General features: G+C 65.0%; 28 protein-coding genes. 17 read left to right on the top strand and 11 right to left on the bottom strand.

The window, feature by feature from the left end:
- Window positions 1–115: 115 nt before the first annotated feature.
- Both LDH66_RS02215 and bcp read left to right on the top strand, forming a co-directional pair.
- Window positions 116–1,144 (top strand): DNA replication complex subunit Gins51, encoded by a 1,029-nt coding sequence (locus LDH66_RS02215; RefSeq protein WP_226479451.1) that lies wholly within the window; start codon window positions 116–118, stop codon window positions 1,142–1,144.
- 132 nt (window positions 1,145–1,276) lie between these two features.
- Complete coding sequence (gene bcp / locus LDH66_RS02210; RefSeq protein ID WP_226479450.1) at window positions 1,277–1,750, top strand: thioredoxin-dependent thiol peroxidase; 474 nt, start codon at window positions 1,277–1,279, stop codon at window positions 1,748–1,750.
- A 47-nt stretch (window positions 1,751–1,797) separates the two neighbouring features.
- On the opposite strand, the gene LDH66_RS02205 is transcribed toward bcp, so the two are convergent.
- A complete protein-coding gene (locus LDH66_RS02205; protein WP_226479449.1) occupies window positions 1,798–2,112 on the bottom strand; it encodes a HalOD1 output domain-containing protein in 315 nt (104 codons plus the stop codon).
- Window positions 2,113–2,416: 304 nt separating this feature from the next.
- Between LDH66_RS02205 and LDH66_RS02200 the strand changes: the two genes are divergently transcribed.
- A complete protein-coding gene (locus LDH66_RS02200; protein WP_226479448.1) occupies window positions 2,417–3,253 on the top strand; it encodes a TrmB family transcriptional regulator in 837 nt (278 codons plus the stop codon).
- A gap of 57 nt (window positions 3,254–3,310) precedes the next feature.
- On the opposite strand, the gene LDH66_RS02195 is transcribed toward LDH66_RS02200, so the two are convergent.
- A complete protein-coding gene (locus LDH66_RS02195; RefSeq protein ID WP_226479447.1) occupies window positions 3,311–5,572 on the bottom strand; it encodes a CDC48 family AAA ATPase in 2,262 nt (753 codons plus the stop codon).
- On the bottom strand, window positions 5,569–5,817 hold the full coding sequence (locus LDH66_RS02190; protein WP_226479446.1) for a DUF7127 family protein: 249 nt from the start codon (window positions 5,815–5,817) through the stop codon (window positions 5,569–5,571). Before LDH66_RS02190 ends, LDH66_RS02195 begins: the two co-directional genes overlap by 4 nt.
- Window positions 5,818–6,053: 236 nt before the next feature.
- Between LDH66_RS02190 and LDH66_RS02185 the strand changes: the two genes are divergently transcribed.
- Window positions 6,054–6,851, top strand: coding sequence for an alpha/beta fold hydrolase (locus tag LDH66_RS02185; protein WP_226479445.1), 798 nt, complete (start codon window positions 6,054–6,056; stop codon window positions 6,849–6,851).
- A 111-nt stretch (window positions 6,852–6,962) separates the two neighbouring features.
- Here LDH66_RS02185 and panB read toward each other — a convergent pair whose 3' ends face one another.
- Window positions 6,963–7,775 (bottom strand): 3-methyl-2-oxobutanoate hydroxymethyltransferase, encoded by an 813-nt coding sequence (gene panB, locus LDH66_RS02180; protein ID WP_226479444.1) that lies wholly within the window; start codon window positions 7,773–7,775, stop codon window positions 6,963–6,965.
- Window positions 7,776–7,885: 110 nt separating this feature from the next.
- Here panB and LDH66_RS02175 point away from each other — a divergent pair, with 110 nt between their 5' ends.
- Entirely contained in the window at window positions 7,886–8,119 is a 234-nt protein-coding gene (locus LDH66_RS02175) for a DUF5822 domain-containing protein (RefSeq protein ID WP_226479443.1), read from the top strand.
- A gap of 31 nt (window positions 8,120–8,150) precedes the next feature.
- Here the strand turns inward: LDH66_RS02175 and LDH66_RS02170 are convergent, their stop codons facing one another.
- The 5 genes from LDH66_RS02170 to LDH66_RS02150 all read right to left on the bottom strand — a co-directional run bounded on the left by LDH66_RS02170 (window position 8,151) and on the right by LDH66_RS02150 (window position 13,254).
- Window positions 8,151–8,690, bottom strand: a complete 540-nt coding sequence (locus LDH66_RS02170) for an HAD family hydrolase (protein ID WP_226479442.1) — start codon at window positions 8,688–8,690, stop codon at window positions 8,151–8,153.
- Between the two features lie 84 nt (window positions 8,691–8,774).
- The gene (locus LDH66_RS02165; RefSeq protein WP_226479441.1) at window positions 8,775–9,899 is read right to left on the bottom strand and encodes an acyl-CoA dehydrogenase family protein; all 1,125 of its coding nucleotides are present in this window, start codon (window positions 9,897–9,899) and stop codon (window positions 8,775–8,777) included.
- 63 nt (window positions 9,900–9,962) lie between these two features.
- Window positions 9,963–10,880 carry a dihydrodipicolinate synthase family protein gene (locus tag LDH66_RS02160; RefSeq protein ID WP_226479440.1) on the bottom strand — a complete coding sequence of 306 codons (918 nt, stop codon included), beginning with the start codon at window positions 10,878–10,880 and terminating at the stop codon, window positions 9,963–9,965.
- Window positions 10,881–10,969: 89 nt separating this feature from the next.
- Window positions 10,970–11,650: a helix-turn-helix domain-containing protein gene (locus tag LDH66_RS02155; RefSeq protein WP_226479439.1), complete on the bottom strand. Its 681-nt coding sequence runs from the start codon at window positions 11,648–11,650 to the stop codon at window positions 10,970–10,972.
- Between the two features lie 281 nt (window positions 11,651–11,931).
- Complete coding sequence (locus tag LDH66_RS02150; RefSeq protein WP_226479438.1) at window positions 11,932–13,254, bottom strand: HAD family hydrolase; 1,323 nt, start codon at window positions 13,252–13,254, stop codon at window positions 11,932–11,934.
- Between the two features lie 163 nt (window positions 13,255–13,417).
- Here LDH66_RS02150 and LDH66_RS02145 point away from each other — a divergent pair, with 163 nt between their 5' ends.
- The 3 genes from LDH66_RS02145 to LDH66_RS02135 all read left to right on the top strand — a co-directional run bounded on the left by LDH66_RS02145 (window position 13,418) and on the right by LDH66_RS02135 (window position 16,323).
- Complete coding sequence (locus LDH66_RS02145) at window positions 13,418–14,542, top strand: glucose 1-dehydrogenase (protein WP_226479437.1); 1,125 nt, start codon at window positions 13,418–13,420, stop codon at window positions 14,540–14,542.
- The gene (gene gfcR / locus LDH66_RS02140; protein ID WP_226479436.1) at window positions 14,539–15,192 is read left to right on the top strand and encodes a transcriptional regulator GfcR; all 654 of its coding nucleotides are present in this window, start codon (window positions 14,539–14,541) and stop codon (window positions 15,190–15,192) included. Before LDH66_RS02145 ends, gfcR begins: the two co-directional genes overlap by 4 nt.
- 135 nt (window positions 15,193–15,327) lie before the next feature.
- Window positions 15,328–16,323, top strand: coding sequence for an alpha/beta hydrolase (locus tag LDH66_RS02135; RefSeq protein ID WP_226479435.1), 996 nt, complete (start codon window positions 15,328–15,330; stop codon window positions 16,321–16,323).
- Window positions 16,324–16,437: 114 nt separating this feature from the next.
- Here LDH66_RS02135 and LDH66_RS02130 read toward each other — a convergent pair whose 3' ends face one another.
- On the bottom strand, window positions 16,438–17,400 hold the full coding sequence (locus LDH66_RS02130; protein ID WP_006184711.1) for a transcription initiation factor IIB: 963 nt from the start codon (window positions 17,398–17,400) through the stop codon (window positions 16,438–16,440).
- Window positions 17,401–17,562: 162 nt separating this feature from the next.
- Here LDH66_RS02130 and rnhA point away from each other — a divergent pair, with 162 nt between their 5' ends.
- From rnhA to LDH66_RS02115, 3 genes are all read left to right on the top strand, one after another.
- Window positions 17,563–18,156: a ribonuclease HI gene (gene rnhA / locus LDH66_RS02125; RefSeq protein ID WP_226479434.1), complete on the top strand. Its 594-nt coding sequence runs from the start codon at window positions 17,563–17,565 to the stop codon at window positions 18,154–18,156.
- Between the two features lie 119 nt (window positions 18,157–18,275).
- The gene (locus LDH66_RS02120; RefSeq protein WP_226479433.1) at window positions 18,276–18,740 is read left to right on the top strand and encodes a hypothetical protein; all 465 of its coding nucleotides are present in this window, start codon (window positions 18,276–18,278) and stop codon (window positions 18,738–18,740) included.
- Window positions 18,741–19,176: 436 nt separating this feature from the next.
- On the top strand, window positions 19,177–19,818 hold the full coding sequence (locus tag LDH66_RS02115; RefSeq protein ID WP_226479432.1) for a DUF7108 family protein: 642 nt from the start codon (window positions 19,177–19,179) through the stop codon (window positions 19,816–19,818).
- Here the strand turns inward: LDH66_RS02115 and LDH66_RS02110 are convergent.
- A complete protein-coding gene (locus tag LDH66_RS02110; RefSeq protein WP_226479431.1) occupies window positions 19,815–20,174 on the bottom strand; it encodes a PadR family transcriptional regulator in 360 nt (119 codons plus the stop codon). The two genes, LDH66_RS02115 and LDH66_RS02110, sit on opposite strands and share 4 nt — an antisense overlap.
- Window positions 20,175–20,378: 204 nt before the next feature.
- Here LDH66_RS02110 and LDH66_RS02105 point away from each other — a divergent pair, with 204 nt between their 5' ends.
- From LDH66_RS02105 to LDH66_RS02085, 6 genes are all read left to right on the top strand, one after another.
- A complete protein-coding gene (locus tag LDH66_RS02105; RefSeq protein WP_006650669.1) occupies window positions 20,379–20,909 on the top strand; it encodes an inorganic diphosphatase in 531 nt (176 codons plus the stop codon).
- Between the two features lie 273 nt (window positions 20,910–21,182).
- Window positions 21,183–21,317, top strand: a complete 135-nt coding sequence (locus LDH66_RS22850) for a hypothetical protein (protein WP_264182116.1) — start codon at window positions 21,183–21,185, stop codon at window positions 21,315–21,317.
- A 198-nt stretch (window positions 21,318–21,515) separates the two neighbouring features.
- Window positions 21,516–22,859: an alkaline phosphatase family protein gene (locus LDH66_RS02100; RefSeq protein WP_226479430.1), complete on the top strand. Its 1,344-nt coding sequence runs from the start codon at window positions 21,516–21,518 to the stop codon at window positions 22,857–22,859.
- A gap of 67 nt (window positions 22,860–22,926) precedes the next feature.
- Window positions 22,927–23,301, top strand: a complete 375-nt coding sequence (locus LDH66_RS02095; RefSeq protein WP_226479429.1) for a hypothetical protein — start codon at window positions 22,927–22,929, stop codon at window positions 23,299–23,301.
- 61 nt (window positions 23,302–23,362) lie between these two features.
- Window positions 23,363–23,776, top strand: a complete 414-nt coding sequence (locus tag LDH66_RS02090) for a DUF371 domain-containing protein (protein ID WP_226479428.1) — start codon at window positions 23,363–23,365, stop codon at window positions 23,774–23,776.
- Window positions 23,777–23,861: 85 nt separating this feature from the next.
- Window positions 23,862–24,692, top strand: coding sequence for an endonuclease III domain-containing protein (locus tag LDH66_RS02085; protein ID WP_226479427.1), 831 nt, complete (start codon window positions 23,862–23,864; stop codon window positions 24,690–24,692).
- Window positions 24,693–24,793 lie beyond the last annotated feature (101 nt).

Genomic DNA, 24,793 nt, shown 5'->3' with positions numbered 1-24,793 from the left:
CCGATTGCGCCCCGCCGTCGCGTCCACGACGATATGTTTACAACCCCTGAGACTGTTCACTCGGGTCAGGAGTTCACTACGACCGTCCCGCCGGGGTGGGTAGTGTGAGTGATCAATGAATCTAGACGAGTTGCGTTCGGTCCAGAGCAAGGAGCGCCAGAAGGACAGTCTCCAGAACCTGCGCCCCTCGTTCTACCAGGAGGTCGGCGAGTACATCGCCGATCTCGAGGACGAACGCGACCGGGTCGCCGATCAGGCGGACGATCCCTTTTCCGCGCCCGAAGTCGGTCGCCTGACTGACGAGATCGAGACCGCCAAGGACGTCGTCGAAGCGATCTACGAGCGCCGGATGGGCAAACTCGTCAAACAGGCCAGCCTCGCCGCGGCCGGGATGCCGGCCGACGACGAGGGACTGACCGCCGAGGAAGCCGACCTGTTCGACGATCTCATCGAGCGGATCGGCTCGAACAAGTCCCGCGTCCTCGACGTCCTCGAGGGCGTCGAGGACCCGGTCTCCGGTTCGGGCGCGGGCGCTGGCTCGACGGCTGCGTCCGATTCCCCATCGAACGGTGAGCCCGGTGAGATCGAGCCGCGAGCCGAGAATCCGCCGTCCGGCGACGCGGCCGCGGACGACGTACCGCCGGCACCGCCCGACGCACCGTCGTCGAACGTCGACCCTGCAGCCGACGCGGCCGCGGGAACGGACGACTCGAGCGGCGTCTCCCCCGCGGACGTCATGGGCGGGGACGAGCCGTCGGTCGGAGCGACCGACGGCGGGGATACGGCCGAACGAACCGATGACAGCGGACCGTCGAGCGGCCGATCGGACGGGCCGTCGGACCAACCGCCGAACGAAAGCCCCGGTGCTCGCGACGGGAACGCGACTTCGTCGGAGTCCGACTCCGGTACCGACCGCGCCGTCGACTCACCGGCCGCGGACGGCGACGCCGCCCCGGCGACCGGCGAGGCTCGGGACGCGGCCGCCGACGTCGACCGCACGACCGTTCGGATCACCAGCGACATCGGCTCCATTCTCGGCGTCGACGATCGGGAGTACACCCTGACGAGCGACGACGTCGTCACGCTGCCGGAACAAAACGCCGCCCCGCTCGTCGAGCGAGAGGCCGCTGAGCGGCTCGAGTGAGTCGGCCTCGGTGGTCCACTGCGTTCTCGCCCGCCGGTCTCTCGTTTTCCTATCGGTTCGCCTCGTTCTCACCGCCGATCCGATGCCGTGAGAAACCGTAACGTATACACCACCGGTCGCTAACTCGCATGCATGCTCGATGTCGGCGACGAGGCACCAGAGTTCGAACTGCAAAACCAATACGGCGAGACTGTCAAGCGGTCCGACTTCGAGGGGCAGCGGCTCGTCGTCTACTTCTATCCGCGCGCGAACACGGAGGGCTGTACGACCGAAGCCTGCGGGTTCAACGACGCACTCTCGCAACTCGCGGACCGCGACGCTGCGGTCGTCGGCATTAGCGACGACCCCGTCGACGATATCGCCGACTTCGCGGCGGACTACGACCTTGAGTTCGACCTCCTGTCGGACGAGTTCGGCGAGGTCGCGACACTGTACGACTCCTACGGTGAGAAGCACATGTTCGGAAATACTTTCGACGGCGTCTTCCGGAACACCTACGTCGTCGGCCCGGACGGCCGGATCGAGGCGGTCTACGAGGGCGTCTCGCCGGACGGCCACGCCGACGAGGTGCTCGCCGATCTCGAGCCGGCAGACGTTACACACTGACGCAGGTGGGTTCCATCGATACGCGGGTTTCACTCGCCCGGGTCCGCTTACGAGTCGGGTTCGGACGGGCCGAGCACGCGGACGCGACCGCCGTCCGTAATTCGGAGCAGATGATCGTTTACCGAGAGTTCGACAGTGACCGTTCCGTCCCGTCGATCGTCGGTCACGAGCGCGTCGAGGGCTTCCGGGTCGAGGTGGTCGTACAGCGTGAATCCGTGTTCGGTCGAACAGTCGATCGGATCGGTCTCGAGCGCGGCCGAAATCGCGTAGACGACGGCGATACTGGCCGGCGTCGTCTCGTCGTACGTCCGTTCGGCGAGGAGGGGTCGTTCGTCTGGGGGATCGCGATCGGAGCCGGGCATCAGTCGCTCGCCCTCCTGCGTCTCGATCGTCGATCGTCGATTTCCTCGTCCCAGTCGATCAGTGATCCGACCATTACCAGTGGTTCCCGAGCATCCACTACGAAGCTTTGCCTTGAATAGGAGAGTTCGATCGACGTACCGGCCCCGTCACGATGGTAGTTGCACTCACGTGAACCGCCCCGTGACTCGAGTATGCAGTCCTTACTGATTCGTTCCTACGGAGTGAAGAAGTGGGACAGCTTTTCCACATTTCGTGACCATTCCTCGCACACGATGGCTCCCGCAACGAAGGGTCGAAGCGATCATGTCTGAAGCCGATGCCGTCGATGCACTGGTGGAGCTGGGGCTTCGCACGTACGAGGCGCAGTGTTTCGTCGCGCTCACACAACTCTCGGACGGGACAGCGAAGGAGATCAGTCAGGTCGCCGACGTCCCCCAATCGCGCGTCTACGACGTCGTCGAGCAGTTACACCGACTCGGCCTCGTCGACGTTCAAGAATCGGAGCCGCGCAGATACAGCGTCGTCCCCGTGGACGTCGCCCGAAAGCGGCTCCGACAGGAGTACCGCGGCCACCTCGAGACGGCGACGACGAACCTCCGGGAACTCGAGCAACGGACGACCGACGAGGACGGGGTCTGGAAGATCGCCAGCGATCGAGATATCCGCAACCGGGCGGAGGCAGCCATCGAGGACGCCGCGAGCGAGATCTATCTGCTCGTCGCGGACGCGGACCTGCTCGAACGGTCACTGCTCGAGCGGCTCGCCGCGGCCCGCGAGCGCGACGTTTCGGTCTTCGTCGAGGTGCCGACCGTCTCGGTGCGACGGACGGTCCACGATACGCTCCCGGCGGCGAACGTCGCGATCACCGATTTCGAGTTCGATTCGTACAGCGAACCGGACCGGACGCTCGGTCGACTGCTGTTAGTCGATCGGAAAACGGTCGTCCTGAGCGCGCTGACGGAGGGACTCGTCCCGAGCGAAACGACCGAAACGGGGGTCTGGTCCAGCGAGCGCGGGCACGGACTCGTCGTCTGGCTCCAGTACACTCTCGAGGGACGACTGGCGGCGCTCGAGTTCGAAACCGGCGACGCGACTGAGCCGTGCGATCCGAACGCGGAGTGGACGGCGTGCGAAGAATGAGCGGTGCGGTCGCGATCGACGAGTCAGCGATCAGCGCGCGTGCCGCGGTCGGCGACCTTACTGGAAGGTGCGACCGAGCTGTTCGTCCTGTCCGGGCTCGGCCTGCTGGAACTCGTCTTCGAGCTCCTCGTACTGCTCGCGGGTGTCGGGGGAGACGCTCGGGTTGACCTCGCCGAGCGCGTGTTCGAAGTGCTCGCGACTGATTCGAACGTTCCCGATAGTGTCACCCATCTCCTCGGGATCGACCGAGTTGATGAACTCGCGGCTGGCGGCCATGGAGGCCTCGCGGCAGACCGCTTCGATGTCGGCACCGACGTAGCCCTCCGTCTCGCCCGCGAGCCACTCGAGGTCGACCGATTCGGCCAGGGGCTTGTTGCGGGTGTGGACCTCGAAGATCGCCTTGCGAGCGTCCTCGTCGGGGACCGGCACGTGGACGTGGCGGTCGAGGCGACCCGGACGGAGCAGGGCGCTGTCGATCAGGTCCGGTCGGTTGGTCGTGGCGACGACGACGACGTCCTCGAGCTCCTCGAGGCCGTCGAGTTCGGTCAGCAGCTGGGAGACGACGCGTTCGCCGACGCCGGAGTCACCCTGGCGCTGGCCGCGTTCGCCCGCGATCGAGTCGATCTCGTCGAAGAAGATCACGGTCGGTGCGTTCGACCGCGCCTTCTCGAAGACCTCGCGGACGCCCTTCTCGGACTCGCCGACGTACTTGTTCAGCAGTTCGGGGCCCTTGATCGAGATGAAGTTCGACTGGGCCTCGTTGGCGACGGCCTTGGCGAGCAGGGTCTTCCCCGTGCCCGGCGGGCCGTACATGAGGACGCCCTTGGCGGCCTGCATGTCCATCTGCTCGAACACCTCGGGGTAGTCGAGCGGCCACTGAATCGTCTCGCGGAGCTGCTCTTTGGTATCGCCCAGTCCGCCGACGTCGTTCCACGTGACGTCGGGGACCTCGACGAAGACCTCGCGCATCGCGGAGGGCTGGATGCCCTTGAGCGCCTCCTTGAAGTCGCGCTCGCTCACTTCCAGCGAGTCGAGCACGTCGGCGTCGATCTCCTCGGACTCGAGGTCGAGTTCGGGGCGGATGCGACGGAGCGCGTTCATCGCGCTCTCGCGGGCCAGCGACTCGAGGTCGGCACCGACGAAGCCGTGCGTGCTCTCGGCGTACTGATCGAGGTCGATTCCCTCGTCGAGGGGCATCCCGCGGGTGTGGACCTGCAGGATCTCCTTGCGGCCTCCCTTGTCGGGGACGCCGATCTCGATCTCGCGGTCGAAGCGACCGCCGCGCCGGAGCGCGGGATCGATCGCGTCGACGCGGTTGGTCGCGGCGATGACCGTGACGCGGCCCCGCTCCTCGAGACCGTCCATCAGGCTGAGGAGTTGGGCGACGACGCGTCGTTCGACATCACCGCCGGCCTCCTCGCGCTTGGCCGCGATGGAGTCGAGTTCGTCGATGAAGATGATCGAGGGGGCGTTCTCCTCGGCCTCCTCGAAGACTTCGCGGAGCTGCTCTTCGGACTCACCGTAGTACTTCGACATGATCTCCGGGCCGGAGATCGTCTCGAAGTGGGCGTCGATCTCGTTGGCGACGGCCTTGGCCATCAGGGTCTTCCCCGTGCCCGGCGGGCCGTGCAGGAGGACGCCCTTCGGCGGTTCGATCCCCAGCTGCTGGAACAGCTCGGGGTGGCGCATCGGCAGTTCGATCATCTCGCGGACCTGGTCGAGTTCGTCGTCCAGGCCGCCGATGTCCTCGTAGGCGACGTTCGGGACACCCTCCGCGGACGCGCCGCCGCCGGACTGGACCTGTTCGGCGGGAGTCTCGGAGATCTCGATGCTCGTCGAGTCCGTGATGACGACGGTGCCCGACGGCGAGGTGCTCGCGATCTTCAGCGGCACCGATTGGCCGGAGCTGGCCATCGGGCCGAACGAGAGCGAGAACGGTACCGTCTGGCCCTCGGTGACGGCCTGACCGGACAGCTTGTCACGGACGAGCGGCCCGATGTCACCGCGGATCCGCAGGTTCTGGGGCAGTGCGACGGTGACCGATTTGGCCGGTTTGACGTCGGCGGGTTCGATGGAGACGTTGTCGTCGATCCCGACGTCGGCCTCCTGGCGCAGGCGGCCGTCGATTCGGACGATACCGCGTCCCTCGTCTTCGGGGTAGCCGGGCCAAACGCGAGCGACGGCTTGACTGTCGCTCTTGCCCTCGATGACGATGTAGTCCCCGTTCTCGAGGTCGAGTTCGTTCATGGAGACGCGATCGATCGCGGCCAGTCCGCGACCGGCGTCCTTTTGTTTGAGTGGTTTGACAGTAAGTTTCATCGTTCCTCCTCCAGTTCGACAGTGAGAACGCCGTTTTTGATAAACGTGTGCGGGTTCTCGGCGTTTGCAGGGAGTTCGATCTCGTACTGGTCGTCGGCGAGGACGACGATAACCGTGTCGTCGACGACGTCGACCGACGCGTCGGCCTCCTCGGTACCGAAGTCGACAGCCATCACCGTGCTGTCGTCGTATTCGTACCGACGGGCCACCTGTCCCTCTTCGGGGGTGAATTGGTCGAGAGTCATGCTGTAACTAACCCAAGGTAAGCACTCCTGCTATTTAAGACTTTCGCCGGATAACCGCAGGAGGGCGAAGGGGTGAGAGATGAAGTGATTGTTCGCAGTTCACAGCGATATCACCGCGAATATTCGTCTGGAGACGGTACCGAGAGTTAGGCCGGACTGATCATAGCCCCGTTGCCGGCGTTCTCCGGTCGTCGTCGAGTCGAGTCTTTATGCCCGTCCCCGATGTGGCGTTCCGTATGGAAACGGTACCACACCACGGTCGAGAGACGGCGTACGACGTCGTCGACCGAGGCGGGGACGGTCCGCCGATCTGTTTCGTCCACGGGAGCGGGGGATCGCGCGACGTCTGGGCGGGTCAGCGGCCGCTGGCGACGGACCATCCGGTCGTCACGATCGACCTCAGTGGCCACGGTGACTCGGACGATATCGATGCGAGCGCCGGCTACTCGACGCTGTCGGCCTACGCCGACGACGTGCTGGCCGTCGCTGAAGCGACGGATTCGGAAATCCTCGTCGGCAACTCGCTGGGCGGTGCCGTCGTCCTCCAGATCCTACTCGAGCGCGAGTTCGATCCCGAAGCCACCGTGCTGACGGGGACCGGCGCGCGACTCGGCGTGCTCGAGGATCTGCTGGCGTGGCTCAGGTCAGACTTCGAGCGGGCGGTCGAGTTCCTCCACGGGCAGGATCGGCTCTTTCACGACTCCGATCCCGAGCTCCGAGAGCGATCGATGGAACGAATGTACGACACCGGACAGGCGGTCACGCGCCGGGACTTCCTGACCTGCCACGAGTTCGACGTCCGCGATCGCGTCGCCGAGATCGACGCTCCGACTCTCGCGGTGTACGGTGAGTACGACCAACTGACACCGCCGTGGTTCCATGAGTATCTCGCAGACGAAATCGACGGGGCCGGCCTCGCCGAGATCGAGGACGCCGCTCACCTGGCGATGGCCGAGCGGCCGACCGCGTTCAACGGCGTCGTCGAGGAGTTCCTGGGGGGAATCGCTGGGGATAGGAATCGAGACTGGTACTGAGCGGAGGGAAACGCGACCGTTTCGACGAGGCAGTGATCCGACCGCCGCGGCCTCCGCGGCGCTCGAGGGAACCGAACGAATCGGAGTAGCGATACTCCACCGCGTCGACGATCAGTAGATGTCCTCGAGGTCGCTCTCCTCGTGGCTGTGTTCCGGGGCGGGGAACTCGCCGGACTCGACCGCCGAGACGTACCCGTCGATAGCGGATTCCATCTCTGCGCGGACGTTCCCGAACTGCTTCGAGAACGAGGGAGACCACTCGCTCAACCCGATCGCGTCGTCGACCACGAGTACCTGCCCGTCGCAGTCCGGCCCGGCACCGATTCCGATCGTCGGGATGTCCAGCGCCGCCGTCACGTCGGCGGCGAGGTTCGACGGGACGTGCTCCAAGACCAGCGAGAACGCGCCGGCCTCCTCGTGGGACCGGGCCAGCTCGAGGATGCGTTCCGCGGCCACCTGGTCCGTCCCCTGTCGGGGATAGCCGCCGTACTGGTTGACGTGCTGTGGCGTCAGTCCGAGGTGGGCCATCACCGGAATCCCGAGCTGAACGAGCTTTTCCGTGAGATCGACGGTGTGAGGGCCACACTCGAGTTTGACCGCGTGGGCGTCTTCCTCCTTGAGCATCCGGCCCGCGTTCTCGACGCTCGCCGACTCGTCGACGCCGACCGAGAGGAACGGCATATCGGCGACGACGAGGGCCTCGTCGGTTGCTCTCGCGACCGCGCCCGTGTGGCGAGCCATGTCGTCGACGGTCACTGGGAGGGTGTTCTCGTAGCCCAGGCTAGCGTTTCCGAGGCTGTCTCCGACGAGAATGACGTCGACGCCGGCCTCGTCGACGATCGACGCCGTGGGCGCGTCGTAGGCCGTCAGCATCGTGATCGATTCCTCGCCCGCCTTCGATCGGAGATCCCGTACGCTAGGCATACGCACAGGTTGGCCCCCCACGATTAAACCTCATTGTGCTTCGGCAACCGTTCCCGCGTCTCTCGCGCGGACCCGGCGCGCTTAAGAGGGATCGGTCGCCATACTCACGCGTGCCTGAACGCGTCGGAACGACCTCGCCCGACGGGGTCGACTACGGCTGGGTAATGCAGACGACGTTCGTCGCCACCATCCTCGTCGGAGCGCCGCTGGTCGCCGTCCTGTCGACGACCGCGACCCTCCCCACGTGGGCCGACCGCGTCGAGTTCGCGATCCGGGTCGGCGCTCCCGTCTGGCTGGTCACGTCAGTCGTCGTCTTCGCGTACGCCAAACGAAACCAGACGTAGTCGACTCGGTTACGCGAGCCGGAGTTCGGACTCAGACACCGGACGGTCCCTCGCCGACGTACTCGAAGTCCACGCCCGCACGTTCTGCCGTCCGCTGATCACGCGCGGAGTCACCGATGAACAGCGCCCGCTCGGGCTCGGCTCCCAGTTCGCGGACGGTCGCGAGCAGCGGTTCCGGATCCGGCTTCCACGTCGCGACCGTATCGCGGCCGACGACGGCGTCGACCGCCGTCGTCAGCGCGTGCTCCTCGAGCGCGATCCGACAGGCCCGCTCGCAGTTCAGCGAACAGACGCCCGCCGGCAGCGACCGCTCGAGCAACTCGTCGGCGTGGGCCAGTCGATTCGAGGTTCGCGCGCCATCGTGTTCGTGGGCCGCGATGGCCGACTCCACCTCGGCGGCCAGTCCGACGTCCGCCGCGGCCTCGAGCATGTCCCAGAGGCCGTCGCTCGGCGGGTCGACGTTCGCGCTGTCGTACACCTCGCGGACGTCGACGGCGACGGCGTTCCAGTCGACGTCGAGGTCGACGAGGGTCCCATCCAGATCGTAGACGACGGCGTCGTACTCGGTCACGGCCGCTGATACGAGCGGCAGCAGAATAGGGACTTCGGTCACGGCAGCCGCCGAGCCGGGTGATCGCCGTCCGACCGCCGTCGCTCAGTCGAGCAGTTCCCGCGCGATCACTGTCTTCTGGATCTCCGTCGTCCCTTCGTAGATCTCGGTGATCTTGGCGTCGCGATAGAGGCGCTCGACCTCGCCTTCGGTGACGTAGCCGTAGCCGCCGTGGATCTGGACCGCCTCGTTCGTCGTAAACATCGCCGCCTCGCTCGCGAAGTACTTCGCCATGCTCGCCTCGAGCGCTGCACCGCCCGCCGCTCGCTTCCGGGCGGCGTCCCGGGTCAGCAGCCGCGCGGCCCGGACGCGGGTGGCCATCTCGGCGAGTTTGTGTCGAATCGTCTGGATGTCCGAAATGGGGCCGCCGAACTGCTCGCGCTCCCGACTGTACGCCATCGCTTCGTCGAGCGCACACTGTGCGAGTCCGACCGACTGGGCCGCGATAGCGATCCGGCCACCGGTGAGGATGTGAAACGCGGCCGAGAGCCCCTTCCCTTCCTCGGTGAGCCGATTCTCGGCCGGGATCCGAACGTCGTCGAAGGTCAGGCTCGTGGTGTCGCTCGCGCGCAGGCCGAGTTTGTCCTCCGTCTCGCCGACGGTCAGCCCGTCGACGTCGCCCGGAACGAGAAACTGCGTGACCGTCGAGGGGTCGTCGCGGTCGGTCTTCGCGAAGAGGACGTAAACGCCGGCGCGCTCGCCGTTCGTGATCCACTGCTTCTCGCCGTTGATGACGTACTCGTCGCCGTCTCGAGAAGCCTCCGTGCTCATCTCCGCCGGATTCGATCCCGCGTGGGGCTCCGAGAGCGCGAAGGCACCGACCGGCCGTCCCTCGGCCATCTCGGGCAGCCAGCGCTCTCGCTGGTCCTCGCTCCCGAACTCCGCGATGCAGGAGGTCGCCAGCGAGTGGACCGACAGCGCCGTCGCGACGGCCAACATCCCGTAGGCGACTTCCTCGTTGACCACGGCCGCCGTGACCGGATCCGCGTCGTAGCCGCCGTACTCCTCGGGCACCGTCAACCCAGTCAGGTCGAGGTCGGCGAGCCCGTCCCAGACGTCTTCGGGGAACGCCTGCTCCTCGTCGGCCTCAAGTGCGGTCGGCCTGATCTCCTCGCTGGCGAACTCCCGGACGACGTCGCGGACCGCTTCCTGTTCCGCGGTGAGTTCCATGGCGGCCATTCGACGGCCGCGGCAAAAGTCCCCACGTCGGAATCGGCCGCAACCGGCGGGAATTTAAATCCCGTCGAGATCGAGCGCTCGAAGCGTCTCGCGCATCTCCTCCGCCGACTCGTCGTCTTTCAGTCTGAGCGGACTGCGCAGCGGACCGGCGTCGAAGTCGCGCAATCGGAGCGCGGTCTTGACGCCGGACATGTACGCGCCGCCGCTCTTGAACGCGTTTCGAACCTGGAAGACCTCGCTCTGCAGTTCGCGTGCGCGGTCCTCGTCGCCCGCGTCGTAGGCCTCGTAGCAGTCGACGACGAGTTCCGGGAACGCGTTCGCGACCGCGCTGACCAGCCCCGAGCAGCCGATCTCGAGCCCGGTAAAGAGCAGCGAGTCCGATCCCGCGAGGAAGGACAGGTCGGGATGGGCGTCGATCGCCTGTGCGAGCCAGGGGACGTCCTTGCTCGAGTCCTTGACGCCCGCGACGTTGTCGATGGCCGCGAGATCGGCGAGGGTCTCGAGGGACAGTTCGTTCCCGGTCTTGCTCGGGATGTGGTAGACGTAGACCGGGCGGTCGACGGCCTCGGCGACTCGTCGGTAGTGCTCGAGGGCCCCCTCGTGATCCAGCGGGTAGTAGTAGGGTGTGACGACGACGATGCCGTCCGCACCGACCGATTCGGCGTGTTCGGCGTGAGCGACGGTCTGGTGGGTACTCGGCGCGCCGACGCCGGCGATGACCGGGACCTCGTCGCCGACTTCGTCGACGACGGCCTCGACGACTCGGTCGCGCTCCGCGCCCGAAAGGAGCGGGAACTCACCGTTGGTCCCGAGCGGGAAGACGCCGTGGGCGCCGCGGTCGACGACGAACCGGGCGTGGTCCGCCGTCGTCTCGTAGTCGACGGACTCGTCTTCGTGAAACGCGGTGACGGTCGGCGGGACGACGCCGCGAAGCGACAAGGGATCGGCACTACCGGGATCGTGATTCGCCATGGACGATCCTCCGCCGGGGACGGTGAAAAAACGCCTGTTGTCGGCCTCGCGCCGCTACCGGTCACCGACGGACCGTCGTCGCGCTCGCGTCAGTCCGGAGTCGCCATCTCGCCCGTCGGATCGTCCAGTTGTTCACCCGCGAGCACGCGGTTCGCCCGGCGGAGCCGCTCGGAGAGCGCCTGATGGGAGATGTCGAGTTCGTTCGCGAGTTCCTCGAGCGAGATTTCCCGGGGGACGTCGTAGTAGCCCTGTCGATAGGCCTCGGCGATGGCTTCCTGCTGGGGCTCGGTCAGCGCGGCCGTCGTCTCGAGGTCCTCGTCCTGGCCGGCCTCGACCATGCGCTTGACGTCGATCCGGACGCCGCGTTCCTCGACGTCCGAGACGGCGCTCGAGAGTTCCTCGCGGTGAGGGAAGAGGAGACGGAGCGTCCACTGGCCGTCCGATACCTGTGCGTCGAGCACTGTGCCGCCGTGTCTGTAGACACAACAACAGACGGAGGCGACCTCCTCCGTGTACGTGAGTCGGTAGAACAGTTCGCCGTCCTCGGTATCGCCGAGTAACTGGCGATATTCCTCGACGGTCGGATCCGTCTCGAGGGCCGTCTCGAGGTCGTCGCGGCCGACGTTCGAGAACCAGACGAGCGGCACCGTTCGGACCGGCCCCTCCGCGACGACGCTCTCGACGCGGACCTCGAGGGCCGGTAGTTGCTGGAAGGTCTCTGCGAGTGCGAACTCGTCCGTCGAAAGCGAGAGTTCTGCGATCGTCGTCATTGGAAGGTCACCTCGGAGCGCTGACTCGAGTCCGGTCGGCGAACGATACCGCTGTCGTGGAGGGGCGTGGACTCGAATCGTCTCATAAGTATCCAGCCGATCCGCTCGGTGTCGTCAGACCGCGTTCGGTCGGATCGTGCTGATAGAAGGGAGGACTCGAATACGGTTGATGAGCGGGCCTTTGTGTTCTGGCCGTTTAAGTGAGACCGTCGTCCCCAGTGACGGTCAGAATCGCGTGGAAGACCGGCAATAGCGACGGATCGGCGGTCGAACGACCCGCTTCATCCGAGCCGAGCCAGCCGATTGAGCGCGTACACCGTCTGGAGCACGTCGACGCTCTTTCCGCGATCGAAGACGAGTTCGTCAGTCTCGAGGACGTGTTCCAAGGTGTCTCGGGAGGCGTGTTCCGGGGCCGCCGCGATTCCGGCGTCGTTGTCGGCGACCCACTCCATCACCCGCAGATCGCTCTTGGAGTCGCCCATCACGAGCGCGAACGGGTCGTCGACCCCGAGGACGTCCAGCGCGCGCTCGACGCCGACGACCTTGTTCAACTCGAGACTGCCGATCTCGGCCGCGTCGGCCTCGTAGTAGGCGACGTCGATGCGGTCGAGGACGGCAGCGAGCGAGTCGGGCACGTCCGCGGCGTCGAGGGCCGGATACGCGCCCTCGCCCTCGAGCACGCCCCTGATTTCGGGGTCCTGTGCGGCGTAGAAGGCGCGGGTCCAGTTGACGACCGTCTCGCCGGCCAGTTTCGTCTCGCCGTTGTCTCCCTCCGCCTCGTCGTCCGTCGCCTCACTGCCCGCATCACCCGCGTCGCTCTCGTCTCCGGCGAGCGTCGCGCCGACGGCGTCGGCGAGCAGGTCGATGAGATAGACCAGCGCCTCGTCGATGATCTCGCGGGCGTCCGCGGAACCGGTCTCGTAGTTGGGCTTCATCGTGACGTTGAACTCGTTGCCCTGGAGGTGACAGCCCCGGCGGAGGTCCTCGGGAGCTTCGGGCAGCACCCGCGAGCGCACGTCGTCGAAGACGGTCCGGATCGACTCCTCTAGGTCCTCGTAGAGCAGTTGCTTCGTCTCCGCACCGTGGCCCGGCGTGAACACGCCCGTCCCCGCCTCGTAGACGATCGAGAGGGACCCCGAGTGGACGATCTCGCTGCCCAGTCCCTGAATCGCGAACCCCTTGACGTTCTCCAGGGTCTGGCCCGTACAGATGACGATCGGGACGCCGGCGTCGTAGAACTCGGTCAGGAGGTGGAGCGTCTCTCGCGGAATCTCGTTGTCGGTCCCGCCCGCGGAACGCAGCGTCTCGTCGACGTCCAACACGAGAACGTTGACCGCGCGGCCGTACTTCGCCTCGAGATCGAGCGCCGTAAACGCCTGATCGCGGGTCGCTCGCGCGGCGATCTCCGCGAACGTCTCCCCGGCCGCGAACGACGACCGGATCTCGTCTTTGCGCTCCTCGAGTTCCTCGGTCGCCCCCTGCCAGTGCTCAAGGGCGACCCGCGAGTCGACGGCGGGAAAGACGTCGACGAACTCCTGATACTCCCGCAACGTCTTCGTGTCGTACTCGTCGTAGAGCTGATAGACGAGGTCGTACCGTTCCATGTGAACTACAGGCGTGGGCAGGCGGATAATCGTTTCCAGTGACGGTCGCGTCGGTCCGCGAGCTCGAGTCGTTCTCGTCTCGGCGATAGTCCGCCCGTTCGATACTTCGGGCATTTACTCGAATAGGAATAAATATTTATCCTCATGGTCTCTAGTGGGGCGTATGAAAGCCATCGCAGTTGCGCCCGGAGCGGGCGTCCCGGAAGTCGTCGAGCGGCCCGTTCCCGAGCCGTCTCCCGGCGAGGCGCTCGTTCGGATCTGCCGCGTGGGCGTCGACGGGACCGATTACGAGGTCATCGAGGGGAGCCACGGCGGCGTTCCCGACGGCGACGACCGTTTGGTTCTCGGTCACGAGGCCGTCGGTATCGTCGAGGATGCGAACGGAACGCCCCTCGAGGAAGGGCAGTACGTCGTCCCGACGGTGCGACGACCGCCACCCGGCGTCGAGACCAACGAGTATTTCGAGCGCGGTGAGCCCGATATGGCACCCGAGGGCGAGTACGTCGAACGCGGGATCGTCGGGGCCCACGGATTCATGGCGGAGTACGTCACGAGCCCGGCCGACTGCCTCGTTCCGATCCCGACCGAGCTGGCTCCGTTGGGCTTTCTCGTCGAACCGATCAGCATCACCGAGAAAGCGATCGAACACGCCCGCGCGACCCGCTCGGCGTTCGATTGGAGACCCGAATCCGCGCTCGTCCTCGGGACCGGCTCACTGGGACTGTTGACCGCTGCGATGTTCACCGAGACCCTCGAGTACGACCGCGTCTACTGTCTCGGCCGAAAGGATCGGCCGCATCCGACGATCGATATCGTCGAGCGACTCGGCGCGACCTACATCGACTCTCGAGAGACGCTGGTCTCCGAGATAGCGACCGCCTACGAGCCGATGGACGTCGTCTACGAGGCGACCGGCTACGCGAAGCACGCCTTCGAATCGATCGACGCTCTCGCGCCGAACGGCGTCGCCGCCCTGCTGGGCGTCCCCGGCGACTGGGAGTTCGAGGTCGAGGGCGGTCGTCTCCACCGGGAACTCGTGCTCCACAACAAGTCCCTCGTCGGCAGCGTCAACTCCAACCGTCGGCACTTCGAAGCCGCCATCGACACCCTCTCCGCGCTTCCCGACTGGGCGCTCGCGGAGATCGTCTCCGGCGTCTACGGCCTCTCGGAACTCGACCGGGCGTTTCCGGAGGCGACCGCCCCCGTCGCGACGCCCGGACCCGGCTCGACGGCCGGCTCGGATGACGACACGACTATAAAAACGGCGGTCGAATTCGAAGACATATGAAAAACGTCGACGACCTCATCGAGAGCGCGGCCGAACTCGCGGCCCGCGGTCTCTCGAAGGGCGAAATCGCGGACGAGCTGAACGTCTCCCGAGAGACCGCGAGCTGGCTCGTCGAGCGCAGCAGTACGACTCCGCAGCCGACCGATCAGTCGTCCGCCCCGCCGGAAAACGGCGGCGGCGGGCCACAGGACATCCACGTCGACTGGTCCGCGATCGGCCGGGACAGCAAGCGAATGAGCGCCATCGCCTCGGCGATGGCCGACATGCTCGCCAAACACGGCGACGACATCGACCTCACGATCGGGATCGAGAAGGCTGGCGGCCCCATCGCCACCCTCGTCGCGCGCGAACTCGAGACCGATCTCGGAACCTACACCCCCGCGAAACACCAGTGGGAGGAGGGCGACATCGAGGAGCTCGGCGGCACGTTCAGCCGGAACTTCGCCGGCATCCGCGACCGCGAGTGTTACGTCGTCGACGACACCATCACCAGCGGCACCACCATGCGCGAGACCATCGAGGCCATCCGCGCCGAGGGCGGGAAACCCCTCGCCTGCGTCGTCCTCGCCGACAAGCAGGGTCTCGAGGAAATCGAGGGCGTCCCGGTCTACTCGCTGTTGCAGGTCATCAGCGTCGGCAAGGACGACTGATCGCTCGCGCGGCGGTCGCCTGCCGGTTCTCGATGGAAGTCGCGCAGTCACCGTCGACAGGGAACTCTCCGTCCCGGCGAATCGTTCCAGCACTGATATAGTCCGTCGAAAAGAATATCGCTCGAGAACCCTCTCATGAGCGATACAGACTGTTCGGCGTCGGTTTCAGTTCACGAAGACGTCACGTACGCAGTGCGCGACGCGGGCGAGATGAAACTCGACCTGTACGTCCCGGAAACGGACGGAACTCCGCCGCTCGTCGTCTATATTCACGGCGGCGGGTGGGTCTTCGAAACCCGAAAGAACGCGCCGGACCTGGCGCGGTACGCCGCGGAGTGGGGGTGTGCGATGGCCAGTGTGAGTTACCGATTAGCGCCGATACCGGACGACGCCGACGTCCCGTCCGAGGACATCGCGGACAATCCGACGCCGAGAGGCGTCTTCCCGGACCAGATCGTCGACGTGAAGGCCGCGATCAGGTGGCTCCGAGCGAACGCCGACGAGTACGGCTTCGACGCCGACCGCGTCGCGGCCTGGGGCGCGTCGGCCGGCGGTCACCTGGCGGCCCTCGCCGGCACCCTCGAGGATATCGACGCCCTCCCCGGCGACGCCTATCCGGACGACGCCGTTTCGAAAGTCGTCGCCCCCGACCAGTCGGGTACCGTGCAGGCGGTCGTCGACTGGTACGGCATCAACGACCTCCTCGAACTCCCGAGTCGACCGGAGGGACTCGAATCGTTCCTCCTCGGCGGGGACGTCTCGGAGAACCGGGAGAGGGCCAGGCGTGCGAGTCCGACGACTTACGTCGGTCCCGAGACGCCACCGTTTCTCCTCATGCACGGCCGCGAGGACCAGGTCGTCTCGATTCGGCAGAGCCGGCTGCTGGCCGATGCGCTGAACGCGTCCGGCACCGACACGACCACGTACGAACTACACGGGCTGGGCCACGCGTTCGACGCGGAGTCGGAACGGACGGCGATGGAGCGACTCACCGCGGACCCGCGGCCCGCGCAAACGGTCACCGCGACCGCCCGCCTCGAGGAAGGCGGCGAGACGGACGATCTGTTCGGACGTATCCCGCCGGCGGGTCCGGACGCGATCGAACGGTTCCTCGAGCGGACGCTCGCCTGACAGCGGCCGAGTACCGTGCTCGGTCAGTGCCGTCGCTCGCTCGCGCTCGAGTGCGAGCGCTGCGGGAGACGATCTCTGCGATAAAAAAAGTCGAGCGGCGTCGGTGAGCGGCGTTTAGCCGTGAATGCCCATCGCTTCGATCTGTTCCTGGTATCGGTTCCGGATCGTCACCTCGGTCACCTGTGCGACATCGGCGACCTCGCGCTGGGTCTTCTTCTCGTTGCACAGCAGTGACGCAGCGTAGATCGCGGCCGCGGCGTACCCCGTCGGTGACTTGCCCGATAGCAACCCTTCCTCGGCCGTCTTCTCGATGATCTCGTTGGCCTTGGTCTGGACCTCTTCGGACAGTTCGAGTTCAGAACAGAAGCGCGGGACGTACTTTTTCGGGTCGACGGGACGCATCTCGAGGCCGAGTTCCTGCGAGATGTATCGATACGTGCGACCGATCTCTTTGCGTTCGACGCGGGAGACTTCCGAGATTTCCTCGAGCGAGCGGGGAATCCCTTCCTTTCGACAGGCGGCGTACAGCGCGGACGTCGCGACGCCTTCGATCGAGCGCCCGCGGATGAGGTCTTCCTTGAGCGCGCGGCGGTAGATCACCGAGGCGACCTCCCGAACCGAGCGCGGGACGCCCAGTGCGGAGGCCATCCGGTCGATTTCGCTGAGTGCGAACTGCAGATTGCGCTCGCCGGCGTCTTTCGTGCGGATGCGTTCCTGCCACTTGCGCAGTCGGTGCATCTGACTGCGCTTCTTCGATGAAATCGAGCGGCCGTAGGCGTCCTTGTCCTTCCAGTCGATGGTCGTCGTCAGTCCCTTGTCGTGCATCGTCTGGGTCGTCGGCGCGCCGACGCGGGACTTCTCCTGTCGTTCCTGGTGGTTGAACGCCCGCCACTCCGGGCCAGGATCGATTTGTTCTTCCTCCACGACGAGCCCACAGTCTTCACAGATGAGCTCCCCTCGGTCGGAGTCCTTAACGAGATTATCCGATTCACACTCGGGGCAGGCACGTACCCCCTCCTGATCCTCGGTCTCGTCCGTCTCGCGCGTTCGCTCCCGCTGGCGGGTGGACCGTGTCATCGCACTTTTATAGTAGTATCACCATGCTATATAAATATTTGGCAGGGTGTTTCGGTCACTGGATCTAATCTGCCGAAAACGGCCATTAGGAGAGTTGAAAGTGGAAGTTTACGATTCAGAACCGGAAAGCCTTTATCTGGGACCAGCGGATCAGACGGACGAATGCCGGTCATCGAGTGCGACGTCGAGGCGGCTCGCGAACGACTCGAGGCGGCGGGCGTCGCCGTCGATTCGGGAAACACTGACCACGAGCGCTGGCGGGCGAGTCGCGGCGACGCGACCGCCGTCGCGTACGACGACAAGATCGTCATCCAGGGATCGGACCCGCGCGACATCGAGGCGCTGCTCCGCGAGGGCGGCGGCCGCGCCCACGTCTATTTCGACGGCGGCTCCCGGGGTAATCCCGGCCCGGCCGCGATCGGCTGGGTGATCGTCACCGGCGACGGCATCGTCGCCGAGGGCGGCGAGACGATCGGGACGGCGACGAACAACCAGGCCGAGTACGAGGCCCTGATCACCGCGCTCGAGGCCGCGCGCGACTACGGCTACGACGAGGTCCACGTCCGCGGCGACTCCGAACTCATCGTCAAACAGGTCCGCGGCGAGTACGACACCAACGATCCCGAACTCCGCGAGAAGCGCGTGACCGTCCACGAACTGCTCCGTGAGTTCGACGAGTGGACCCTCGAGTACGTCCCGCGGGAGGTCAACGATCGTGCGGACGGTCTCGTGAACGAGGCGCTGGACCAAGCCTAACAGTAGTTGGTAATACGGTTTCTTTATTCAGATTTCAGTACGAAACTTACGGCAAGTACAGGTTATGCACGTAATAATCTCAGCAGTACGTTTATATGTATATCTCACGGACTATTCATGTGAGATATACCTCTGCGTCCCGTCGTCATCTTCTTGCAACACTGGGAATCTCCGGCGTAGCTGGGTGTGCCGGGAAACTTCCGTTCAATTCTGAAACAGGAATCCAAGTGGGGAACATCGAGATCGAGAATTGGCAGAGGGACCCTGTAGCACTCACACTTCGACTTGACCGAGACGGAACGACGGTGTATCAGAACACGATCGAATTAGACGGGTACAGCGATGACGGATCAAACCGTGGCGCTTACGAACTCATTGAGCAATCGTGGCCGTCTGATCCCGCTCAATACACGATTCTATTCGCCGCCCAGGGGACGGAACGGATAGAGCAGTTCTCTCTGCCGGAAGATTATGAAGATCAGCAGAGCGAACCCAGTGATTGTATCGATATCTCTCTGACGTGTGAAGAGGAAGTTACGGATATTCTTTTCAGAGACGATAATCCCTCGTGGGGAAATTCCTAACATTGTCGAAACATTCGCACCCATACTCACTGAATCGTCAGGTTAAATTCAAGGGCATATCTGGATAAAGAAATAGCGCTACTAACTACTGCTAAATTCGCTCAGTGGAGAGAGCGATATCCCACTTCGGACCAATCAACCGGCGTGCGGTGGCGCGCGCTATCAGTCGCCCGAGCGCTAGCGAGGGCGGCTGATGATGTCGTGCGAGGGATGCGGACCGCAGCGACCCACGGGAGCGAGGACCGCAATCGGGTGGGGAGGGCGAGGCCCTCCGTGCCGTCAGGATGGGCAGGACGCTCCGCGATAGTCCGGTTCTTCTACGTTGATCTACCAGTTCACGATCCTAACTGATCGCCGGACCGACTCGAGCGAGCCCGCTGGGAAAGAGGAAAGCGGATCGGCAAGCGGAAAACCGCTCGAGTGCATACGTGTTCGTATGACCGATTCGAACGCAGTCGACGCCGACGGTGTGGCCGACGAGCGGGACGCAGACCCCGCCACCGATCGTGAGAACAGAAGCGGGGACCTCCCCACGGAGACCGTCGACGAAGTCGAACGGCTGACGCGACTCGAGCGCACCGCGATCGACGAAAACGAGATCGAGGCCTACGAAGACCGGCGCGACGAGTTACTCGACGACCACGACTTCACCGCCCGCATCCGCGACGACGACGGCGACGACGTGCTCGTGTGCCATCCCGAGGAGTGGCACGAGGACGGCGTCATCCGGACCGATCGCATCGAGGACATCGACCGGGCGGTCGAGATCCCCCTCGAGGGGACCGAGGATCCGGACGACTGGGAGTCGGTCGACGAATACAACCGGGACCTCGTCGCGGCGGTCAGGGAGGCTCACGGCGACGTTCACGGCGACAACGCGGCGTTGCTCGCCGACTTCGCCGGCAACCACTACGCGAAGCCGATGGACTCGCTGACGAGCGACGAACTCGCGGAGTTCGGAACCGACTACGTGGTTCGGAACGCCTGGCCGTCGGAAAAACAACAGGAAATGATCGCGGAGTCGGTGAAACTGGTCTTCGAGACGGCCGACGAGCGGGTCCCGGAGATCCAGTTCTAGTAGCTTTCGTCGACGATCTGGCGGATCTCGTCGGCGCGGTCGTCGCCCGTGACGATCTTCGAGAGGGACCACTTGATGCCGTCGAGGACGGCGTCGTAGCCGTCGTCAGTCAGCGAGTACTGGTTGGTTCGCTTGTCGAGTTCGCTCTTCTCGACCAGACCCAGATCGACGAGTTCGTCGAGGTTGGGGTAGAGTCGACCGTGGTTGACTTCCGTGCCGTAGTAGTCCTCGAGTTCGCGCTTGATCGCCAGGCCGTACATCGGTTCCTTGGCCAGGATGACGAGGATGTTGTTCTGGAAGGCTGTGAGTTCGCGTGCAATACTCTGTTCGCCGGTGATTGATTGTGCCTCTGACATACGTGTGTAAATGTCACCAGACTATTTAAGACTTGTCAACTATTCCTTCGTATCAGTCGGTAATACAACCGCTACCGACGGCAACACCGCCGGACACTGGTGTACGTGTCCGATTCGAGTCTGTTTGAGATCTGGCAACCGTCACGTAGATAGTGACACTCGATTACGAAAGTACTTTTTGATCGACCGTGGATTCTCAGGTACATGGTCAACCTCTGGGAAGACCTCGAAACTGGACCGAATCCGCCAGAAGAGATCTACGCCGTCGTGGAGTGTCTCAAGGGCGAGCGAAACAAGTACGAGTACGACAAGGACGTGCCCGGCGTCGTTTTGGACCGCGTGCTCCACAGCAACGTCCACTATCCGAGCGACTACGGCTTCATCCCGCAGTCCTATTACGACGACGAGGACCCCTTCGACGTGCTCGTCCTCGTCGAGGACCAGACGTTCCCCGGCTGCATCATCGAGGCCCGTCCCGTCGCCCTGATGAAGATGGACGACGACGGCGAGCAGGACGATAAGGTCATCGCGGTCCCCTCGGAGGACCCGCGTTACGATCACATCGAGGATCTCGACGACATCCCACAGCAGCAACTCGACGAGATCGACGAGTTCTTCGCGACCTACAAGAACCTCGAGGAAGGCAAGGAAGTCGAGACGCAGGGCTGGGAGGACAAGCAGGCCGCCTACGACGCGATCGAACACGCCCAGGACCTCTACGACGAGAACTTCTAGAGCCGACGCGACGCGGAGAACTCTCGAGCCGACCGACGGCGGCGCGGTTGCCGACGACTCCACTACGTTTGTGGTGTGCTGTTCTCGCCGTCGCTTCTGTTATCATCGCTTTTATCGCCGCTATTGCCGTCGCCCCCGTCGCCGTCACTACTGTTGCCATCGCTTCTATCGCCGTCGCCGCGAGCGGATTCCCGAGAGTAATCCGCGCCCGACCGGAACATACGTTATGAGCATGGGTAATTTTATCCCTGATCCCGCCGTAGTCGTTCCCGTATGGCAGCATCCGATTCCGGTCCGGAAACGGCATCGTCGGTCGACGACGCGGCCGAATCCGCCGCCGGCATGGCCCACCCCACGGTCGTCCCGACCAACTTCGATCCCGAGGACTCGAGCGACCGCGACTCGTAGCCGCCTGCCCTCGAGTCCGCTCGATGGTCCTCGACTGGACTGACTCCGGGGACTTGCCCGTCGCCATCTGCATCGGTCGCTCGCCCGTCGCCGCGGTTCGCGGCGGGTGTCTGTCAAACCGATGCACGGAGTGTCAGCCATTCGCAACACACTGTCTCGAAACGAACCTTCTTGTATGCGGTCGAACTACGTCCGCCCATGGGTCTGTTCGACCGATTACGGGGCGACGGCGATCCCCGGGTCGCATTTATCGGGGTCGACGGCGTGCCGTATAGTCTCCTATCGGACAACGAGGAACTGTTCCCGAACTTTGCCGCCATCGCTGCCGACGGGACTGCCGCGGAGATCTCGAGCATCGTCCCGCCGGAATCCAGCGCCTGCTGGCCGTCGCTGACGACCGGGATGAACCCCGGCGAGACGGGCGTCTACGGCTTCCAGGACCGAGAAGTCGGCACTTACGACACCTACGTCCCGATGGGCCGTGACGTCCAGGCCGACCGCGTCTGGGATCGCGTCCAGGAGAACGGCCGCAAGGCGACGGTGATGAACGTCCCCGTCACCTTCCCGCCCCAGCGCGACGTCCAGCGGATGGTCTCGGGCTTTCTCTCGCCCGGCCTCGACAAGGCCGCCTACCCCGACGACGTCCGGGACTACCTCGAGACGCTCGATTACCGGATCGACGTCAACCCGAAACTCGGCCACCAGGAGGACAAGTCGGAGTTCATCGAGGACGCCCACGCGACGATCGACGCCCAGTACGAGGCCTTCCAGCACTACATCGAGGAGGACGACTGGGACCTGTTCTTCGGCGTCTTCATGACGACCGATCGAGTCAACCACTTCCTGTTCAAAGACTACGAACGCGACGGCGAGAACAGGGAGGCGTTCATCGAGTTCTACAAGAAGGTCGACGACTACATCGGCCGCCTCCGGGAGTCGCTGCCCGACGACGTCACCATGGTCGTCGCCTCCGACCACGGCTTCACGAGCCTCGACTACGAGGTCCACTTCAACGAGTGGCTCCGAGAGGAGGGCTGGCTCTCCTTCCGGACCGACGACCCCGAGGAACTGAACGACATCTCCGACGACACGAAGGCGTACTCGTTCATTCCCGGTCGGTTCTACATCAACGTCGAGGGGCGGGAACCGCGCGGTTCCGTCCCCGAGGACGAGTACGATCAGGTCCGAGACGAACTCAAGGCCGACCTCGAGGCGCTCGAGGGGCCGGACGGCAACGCGGTCGTCGACCGCGTCGTCGAGAAGGAGGAAGCCTTCCGCGGCGACCACGACGACATCGCGCCGGATTTGGTCGCGATCCCGAACAACGGCTTCGATCTGAAGTCCGGCTTCAAGGGCGACGCGGAAATCTTCGATACCGGACCGCGTAACGGGATGCACAGCTTCGACGACACGTCGCTGTACATCGACCACCCCGACGCGACGATCGACGACGCCGACCTCTTCGACATCACGCCGACGATCCTCGATCTGATGGACATCGAGTACAGCCGCGGCGACTTCGACGGCGCAAGCCTCATCTGAGCAGCGTCTGAGTAGCGCCGACCGAACCGTCGGTAGGTATATTCTCGCCTGCGTTCGATCGATTGATATGAGAGACGCCCGACTCGTCGGCGGTAGCCTCGTCGTCGCGTTCCTGCTCGCCGGTCTCGCTACTGTCGTCACCGAGAGCCCGGCCGTACTCGGTGTCACGCCGGTCGGCATCGCGATCTACCTGAGCGTCGGCGTCGCGCTGCCACAGTTCCTCCTGGCGCGTCGGTACGGCTCGACGCTTCGACTCGGCCTGGCGAGTCTCGCGGCCGCCGCCGCGGCGTTCGTCGTGATCGCGAGCGTCGCGACTGGATCCCCGAACGCCGAGTGGAGCGGCGGGCTCGTCGCGATCCTGTTCGTCATCGTTCTCGGAACCGTCCTCGGTGCCGGTGTTCGCGAGTTCCGTGCGGGGTACCAGTCGTCGTCACGATCGTAATCCCACCGCCGCGCCCGATCCGATTCGATCCCGTTTTCCGCCCGGCAACGAACCGCCGTCCATGGACGAAGTCATTCGCGCTCGAGGACACGAAAACGTCACTGCCGAGCACGCGAGTACGTTCGAGGTGACGACCGACGACTATCTCACCCCCGCGGGCGACTGCATTCTCGCGATCGAGGCCGACCGTGCGCCCGCTGACTTCGATCCCGAATTCGTCGCGGCCTGCCGGGACACCGATGCGACGATCACGGTCACGATCGAAGCGGGCGGCTATACGGAGACCGTCGAGGGTCGTGGTGACCCCGACCTCGAGTTTACTAACGAGCGCAGCGCCGTAGGGCGGACGAGCGACTACGTAGACGACCGGACGATCGTGAACGACGCCGAATTCGCGGCCGAGGGGTTCGATCGCGACCTCGTCGCCGCGCTGGCCGAGGGGAGCGAGGCAACGGTAACGATTAGCGTCGAGTGATCGCCAGCGGCAGTGTCGCGCGGCGAGGCCTCGAGCCGCCGCGGATTCCGTCGCGGTTTTGTCCTGCAAGCCCGAAGACGACCGTATGAGCGACGATCCGGAGCCTGCGGTCAACATCAGCGGTGGCGCGACGGGCGGCGGTGCGGCGGCCGAGTTCGATCCGGCGACCGCGGCGACTCGCGCGGAGACGGTCGTCGATCGGCTGGGCGAGTTGTTCTGGCAGAAGGAGTACGGCGGCCGAGACGCCTTCACCTGTCTCGTCCGGACGATCCTGAGCCAGAATACCAGCGACAAGGCCAGCCAGCCGGCTCATGACGCGCTGATCGATCGGTATGACGGCCCCGATACCGACCTCGCGGAATCGCTCGCGGCCGCCGAACGGTCGACGCTCGCCGAGACGATCAGCGGGGCGGGACTCTACAACCAGAAGTCCGAGACCATCATCGACACCGCCGAGTGGGTCCTCGAGGAGTTCGGCTCCGCCGCGGCGTTCGACGCGTTCGTCAAGGGCGAGGACCCCGAAACGGTCCGCGAGACGCTGCTCTCGGTCCGCGGCGTCGGCCCGAAGACCGCCGACTGCGTCCTGCTGTTCGCGGGCGGTCGCGGCGGCGTCTTCCCCGTCGACACGCACGTCCACCGAATCTACCGTCGGATGGGGGTCGCGCCGGCCGACGCCGACCACGAGGCGGTGCGTGCGGTCCTCGAGCGCGACGTGCCCGCCGCGAAGTGCGGGTTCGGCCACACGGCGACGATTCAGTTCGGTCGCGAGTACTGTACGGCGCGCAAGCCCGCCTGTCTCGAGGATCCCGACGCCTGCCCGATGGCGGACCTGTGCGATCAGATCGGGGTCTACCCCGAAACGGGCGAGGTAGTCGATCCCGCAGACGCGCCGGAGGCGGTCGCGGCGGACGACTGAGGCCGTCGACTCTCGACATCGAGGCGTTCGCAGTCCGATTTCGACGAGTCGACGATGCGGCGGAGAGTCGAAACTCAGCGCGTCGGAGTATTCGAGACGAC

Source organism: Natrinema amylolyticum (assembly GCF_020515625.1).
Taxonomy (GTDB): domain Archaea; phylum Halobacteriota; class Halobacteria; order Halobacteriales; family Natrialbaceae; genus Natrinema; species Natrinema amylolyticum.
Note: the sequence above shows the minus strand (reverse complement) of the source record. Positions and strands in the feature narration are given on the sequence as shown.

What these genes read in the sequence shown, in the direction of transcription:
- LDH66_RS02215 (WP_226479451.1), top strand. Translation starts at nt 116, where the DNA reads ATGAATCTAGACGAGTTGCGTTCGGTCCAGAGCAAGGAGCGCCAGAAG.
- bcp (WP_226479450.1), top strand. Translation starts at nt 1,277, where the DNA reads ATGCTCGATGTCGGCGACGAGGCACCAGAGTTCGAACTGCAAAACCAA.
- LDH66_RS02205 (WP_226479449.1), bottom strand. Translation starts at nt 2,112, where the DNA reads ATGCCCGGCTCCGATCGCGATCCCCCAGACGAACGACCCCTCCTCGCC.
- LDH66_RS02200 (WP_226479448.1), top strand. Translation starts at nt 2,417, where the DNA reads ATGTCTGAAGCCGATGCCGTCGATGCACTGGTGGAGCTGGGGCTTCGC.
- LDH66_RS02195 (WP_226479447.1), bottom strand. Translation starts at nt 5,572, where the DNA reads ATGAAACTTACTGTCAAACCACTCAAACAAAAGGACGCCGGTCGCGGA.
- LDH66_RS02190 (WP_226479446.1), bottom strand. Translation starts at nt 5,817, where the DNA reads ATGACTCTCGACCAATTCACCCCCGAAGAGGGACAGGTGGCCCGTCGG.
- LDH66_RS02185 (WP_226479445.1), top strand. Translation starts at nt 6,054, where the DNA reads ATGGAAACGGTACCACACCACGGTCGAGAGACGGCGTACGACGTCGTC.
- panB (WP_226479444.1), bottom strand. Translation starts at nt 7,775, where the DNA reads ATGCCTAGCGTACGGGATCTCCGATCGAAGGCGGGCGAGGAATCGATC.
- LDH66_RS02165 (WP_226479441.1), bottom strand. Translation starts at nt 9,899, where the DNA reads ATGGAACTCACCGCGGAACAGGAAGCGGTCCGCGACGTCGTCCGGGAG.
- LDH66_RS02160 (WP_226479440.1), bottom strand. Translation starts at nt 10,880, where the DNA reads ATGGCGAATCACGATCCCGGTAGTGCCGATCCCTTGTCGCTTCGCGGC.
- LDH66_RS02155 (WP_226479439.1), bottom strand. Translation starts at nt 11,650, where the DNA reads ATGACGACGATCGCAGAACTCTCGCTTTCGACGGACGAGTTCGCACTC.
- LDH66_RS02150 (WP_226479438.1), bottom strand. Translation starts at nt 13,254, where the DNA reads ATGGAACGGTACGACCTCGTCTATCAGCTCTACGACGAGTACGACACG.
- LDH66_RS02145 (WP_226479437.1), top strand. Translation starts at nt 13,418, where the DNA reads ATGAAAGCCATCGCAGTTGCGCCCGGAGCGGGCGTCCCGGAAGTCGTC.
- gfcR (WP_226479436.1), top strand. Translation starts at nt 14,539, where the DNA reads ATGAAAAACGTCGACGACCTCATCGAGAGCGCGGCCGAACTCGCGGCC.
- LDH66_RS02135 (WP_226479435.1), top strand. Translation starts at nt 15,328, where the DNA reads ATGAGCGATACAGACTGTTCGGCGTCGGTTTCAGTTCACGAAGACGTC.
- LDH66_RS02130 (WP_006184711.1), bottom strand. Translation starts at nt 17,400, where the DNA reads ATGACACGGTCCACCCGCCAGCGGGAGCGAACGCGCGAGACGGACGAG.
- rnhA (WP_226479434.1), top strand. Translation starts at nt 17,563, where the DNA reads ATGCCGGTCATCGAGTGCGACGTCGAGGCGGCTCGCGAACGACTCGAG.
- LDH66_RS02115 (WP_226479432.1), top strand. Translation starts at nt 19,177, where the DNA reads ATGACCGATTCGAACGCAGTCGACGCCGACGGTGTGGCCGACGAGCGG.
- LDH66_RS02110 (WP_226479431.1), bottom strand. Translation starts at nt 20,174, where the DNA reads ATGTCAGAGGCACAATCAATCACCGGCGAACAGAGTATTGCACGCGAA.
- LDH66_RS02105 (WP_006650669.1), top strand. Translation starts at nt 20,379, where the DNA reads ATGGTCAACCTCTGGGAAGACCTCGAAACTGGACCGAATCCGCCAGAA.
- LDH66_RS22850 (WP_264182116.1), top strand. Translation starts at nt 21,183, where the DNA reads ATGGCAGCATCCGATTCCGGTCCGGAAACGGCATCGTCGGTCGACGAC.
- LDH66_RS02100 (WP_226479430.1), top strand. Translation starts at nt 21,516, where the DNA reads ATGGGTCTGTTCGACCGATTACGGGGCGACGGCGATCCCCGGGTCGCA.
- LDH66_RS02095 (WP_226479429.1), top strand. Translation starts at nt 22,927, where the DNA reads ATGAGAGACGCCCGACTCGTCGGCGGTAGCCTCGTCGTCGCGTTCCTG.
- LDH66_RS02090 (WP_226479428.1), top strand. Translation starts at nt 23,363, where the DNA reads ATGGACGAAGTCATTCGCGCTCGAGGACACGAAAACGTCACTGCCGAG.
- LDH66_RS02085 (WP_226479427.1), top strand. Translation starts at nt 23,862, where the DNA reads ATGAGCGACGATCCGGAGCCTGCGGTCAACATCAGCGGTGGCGCGACG.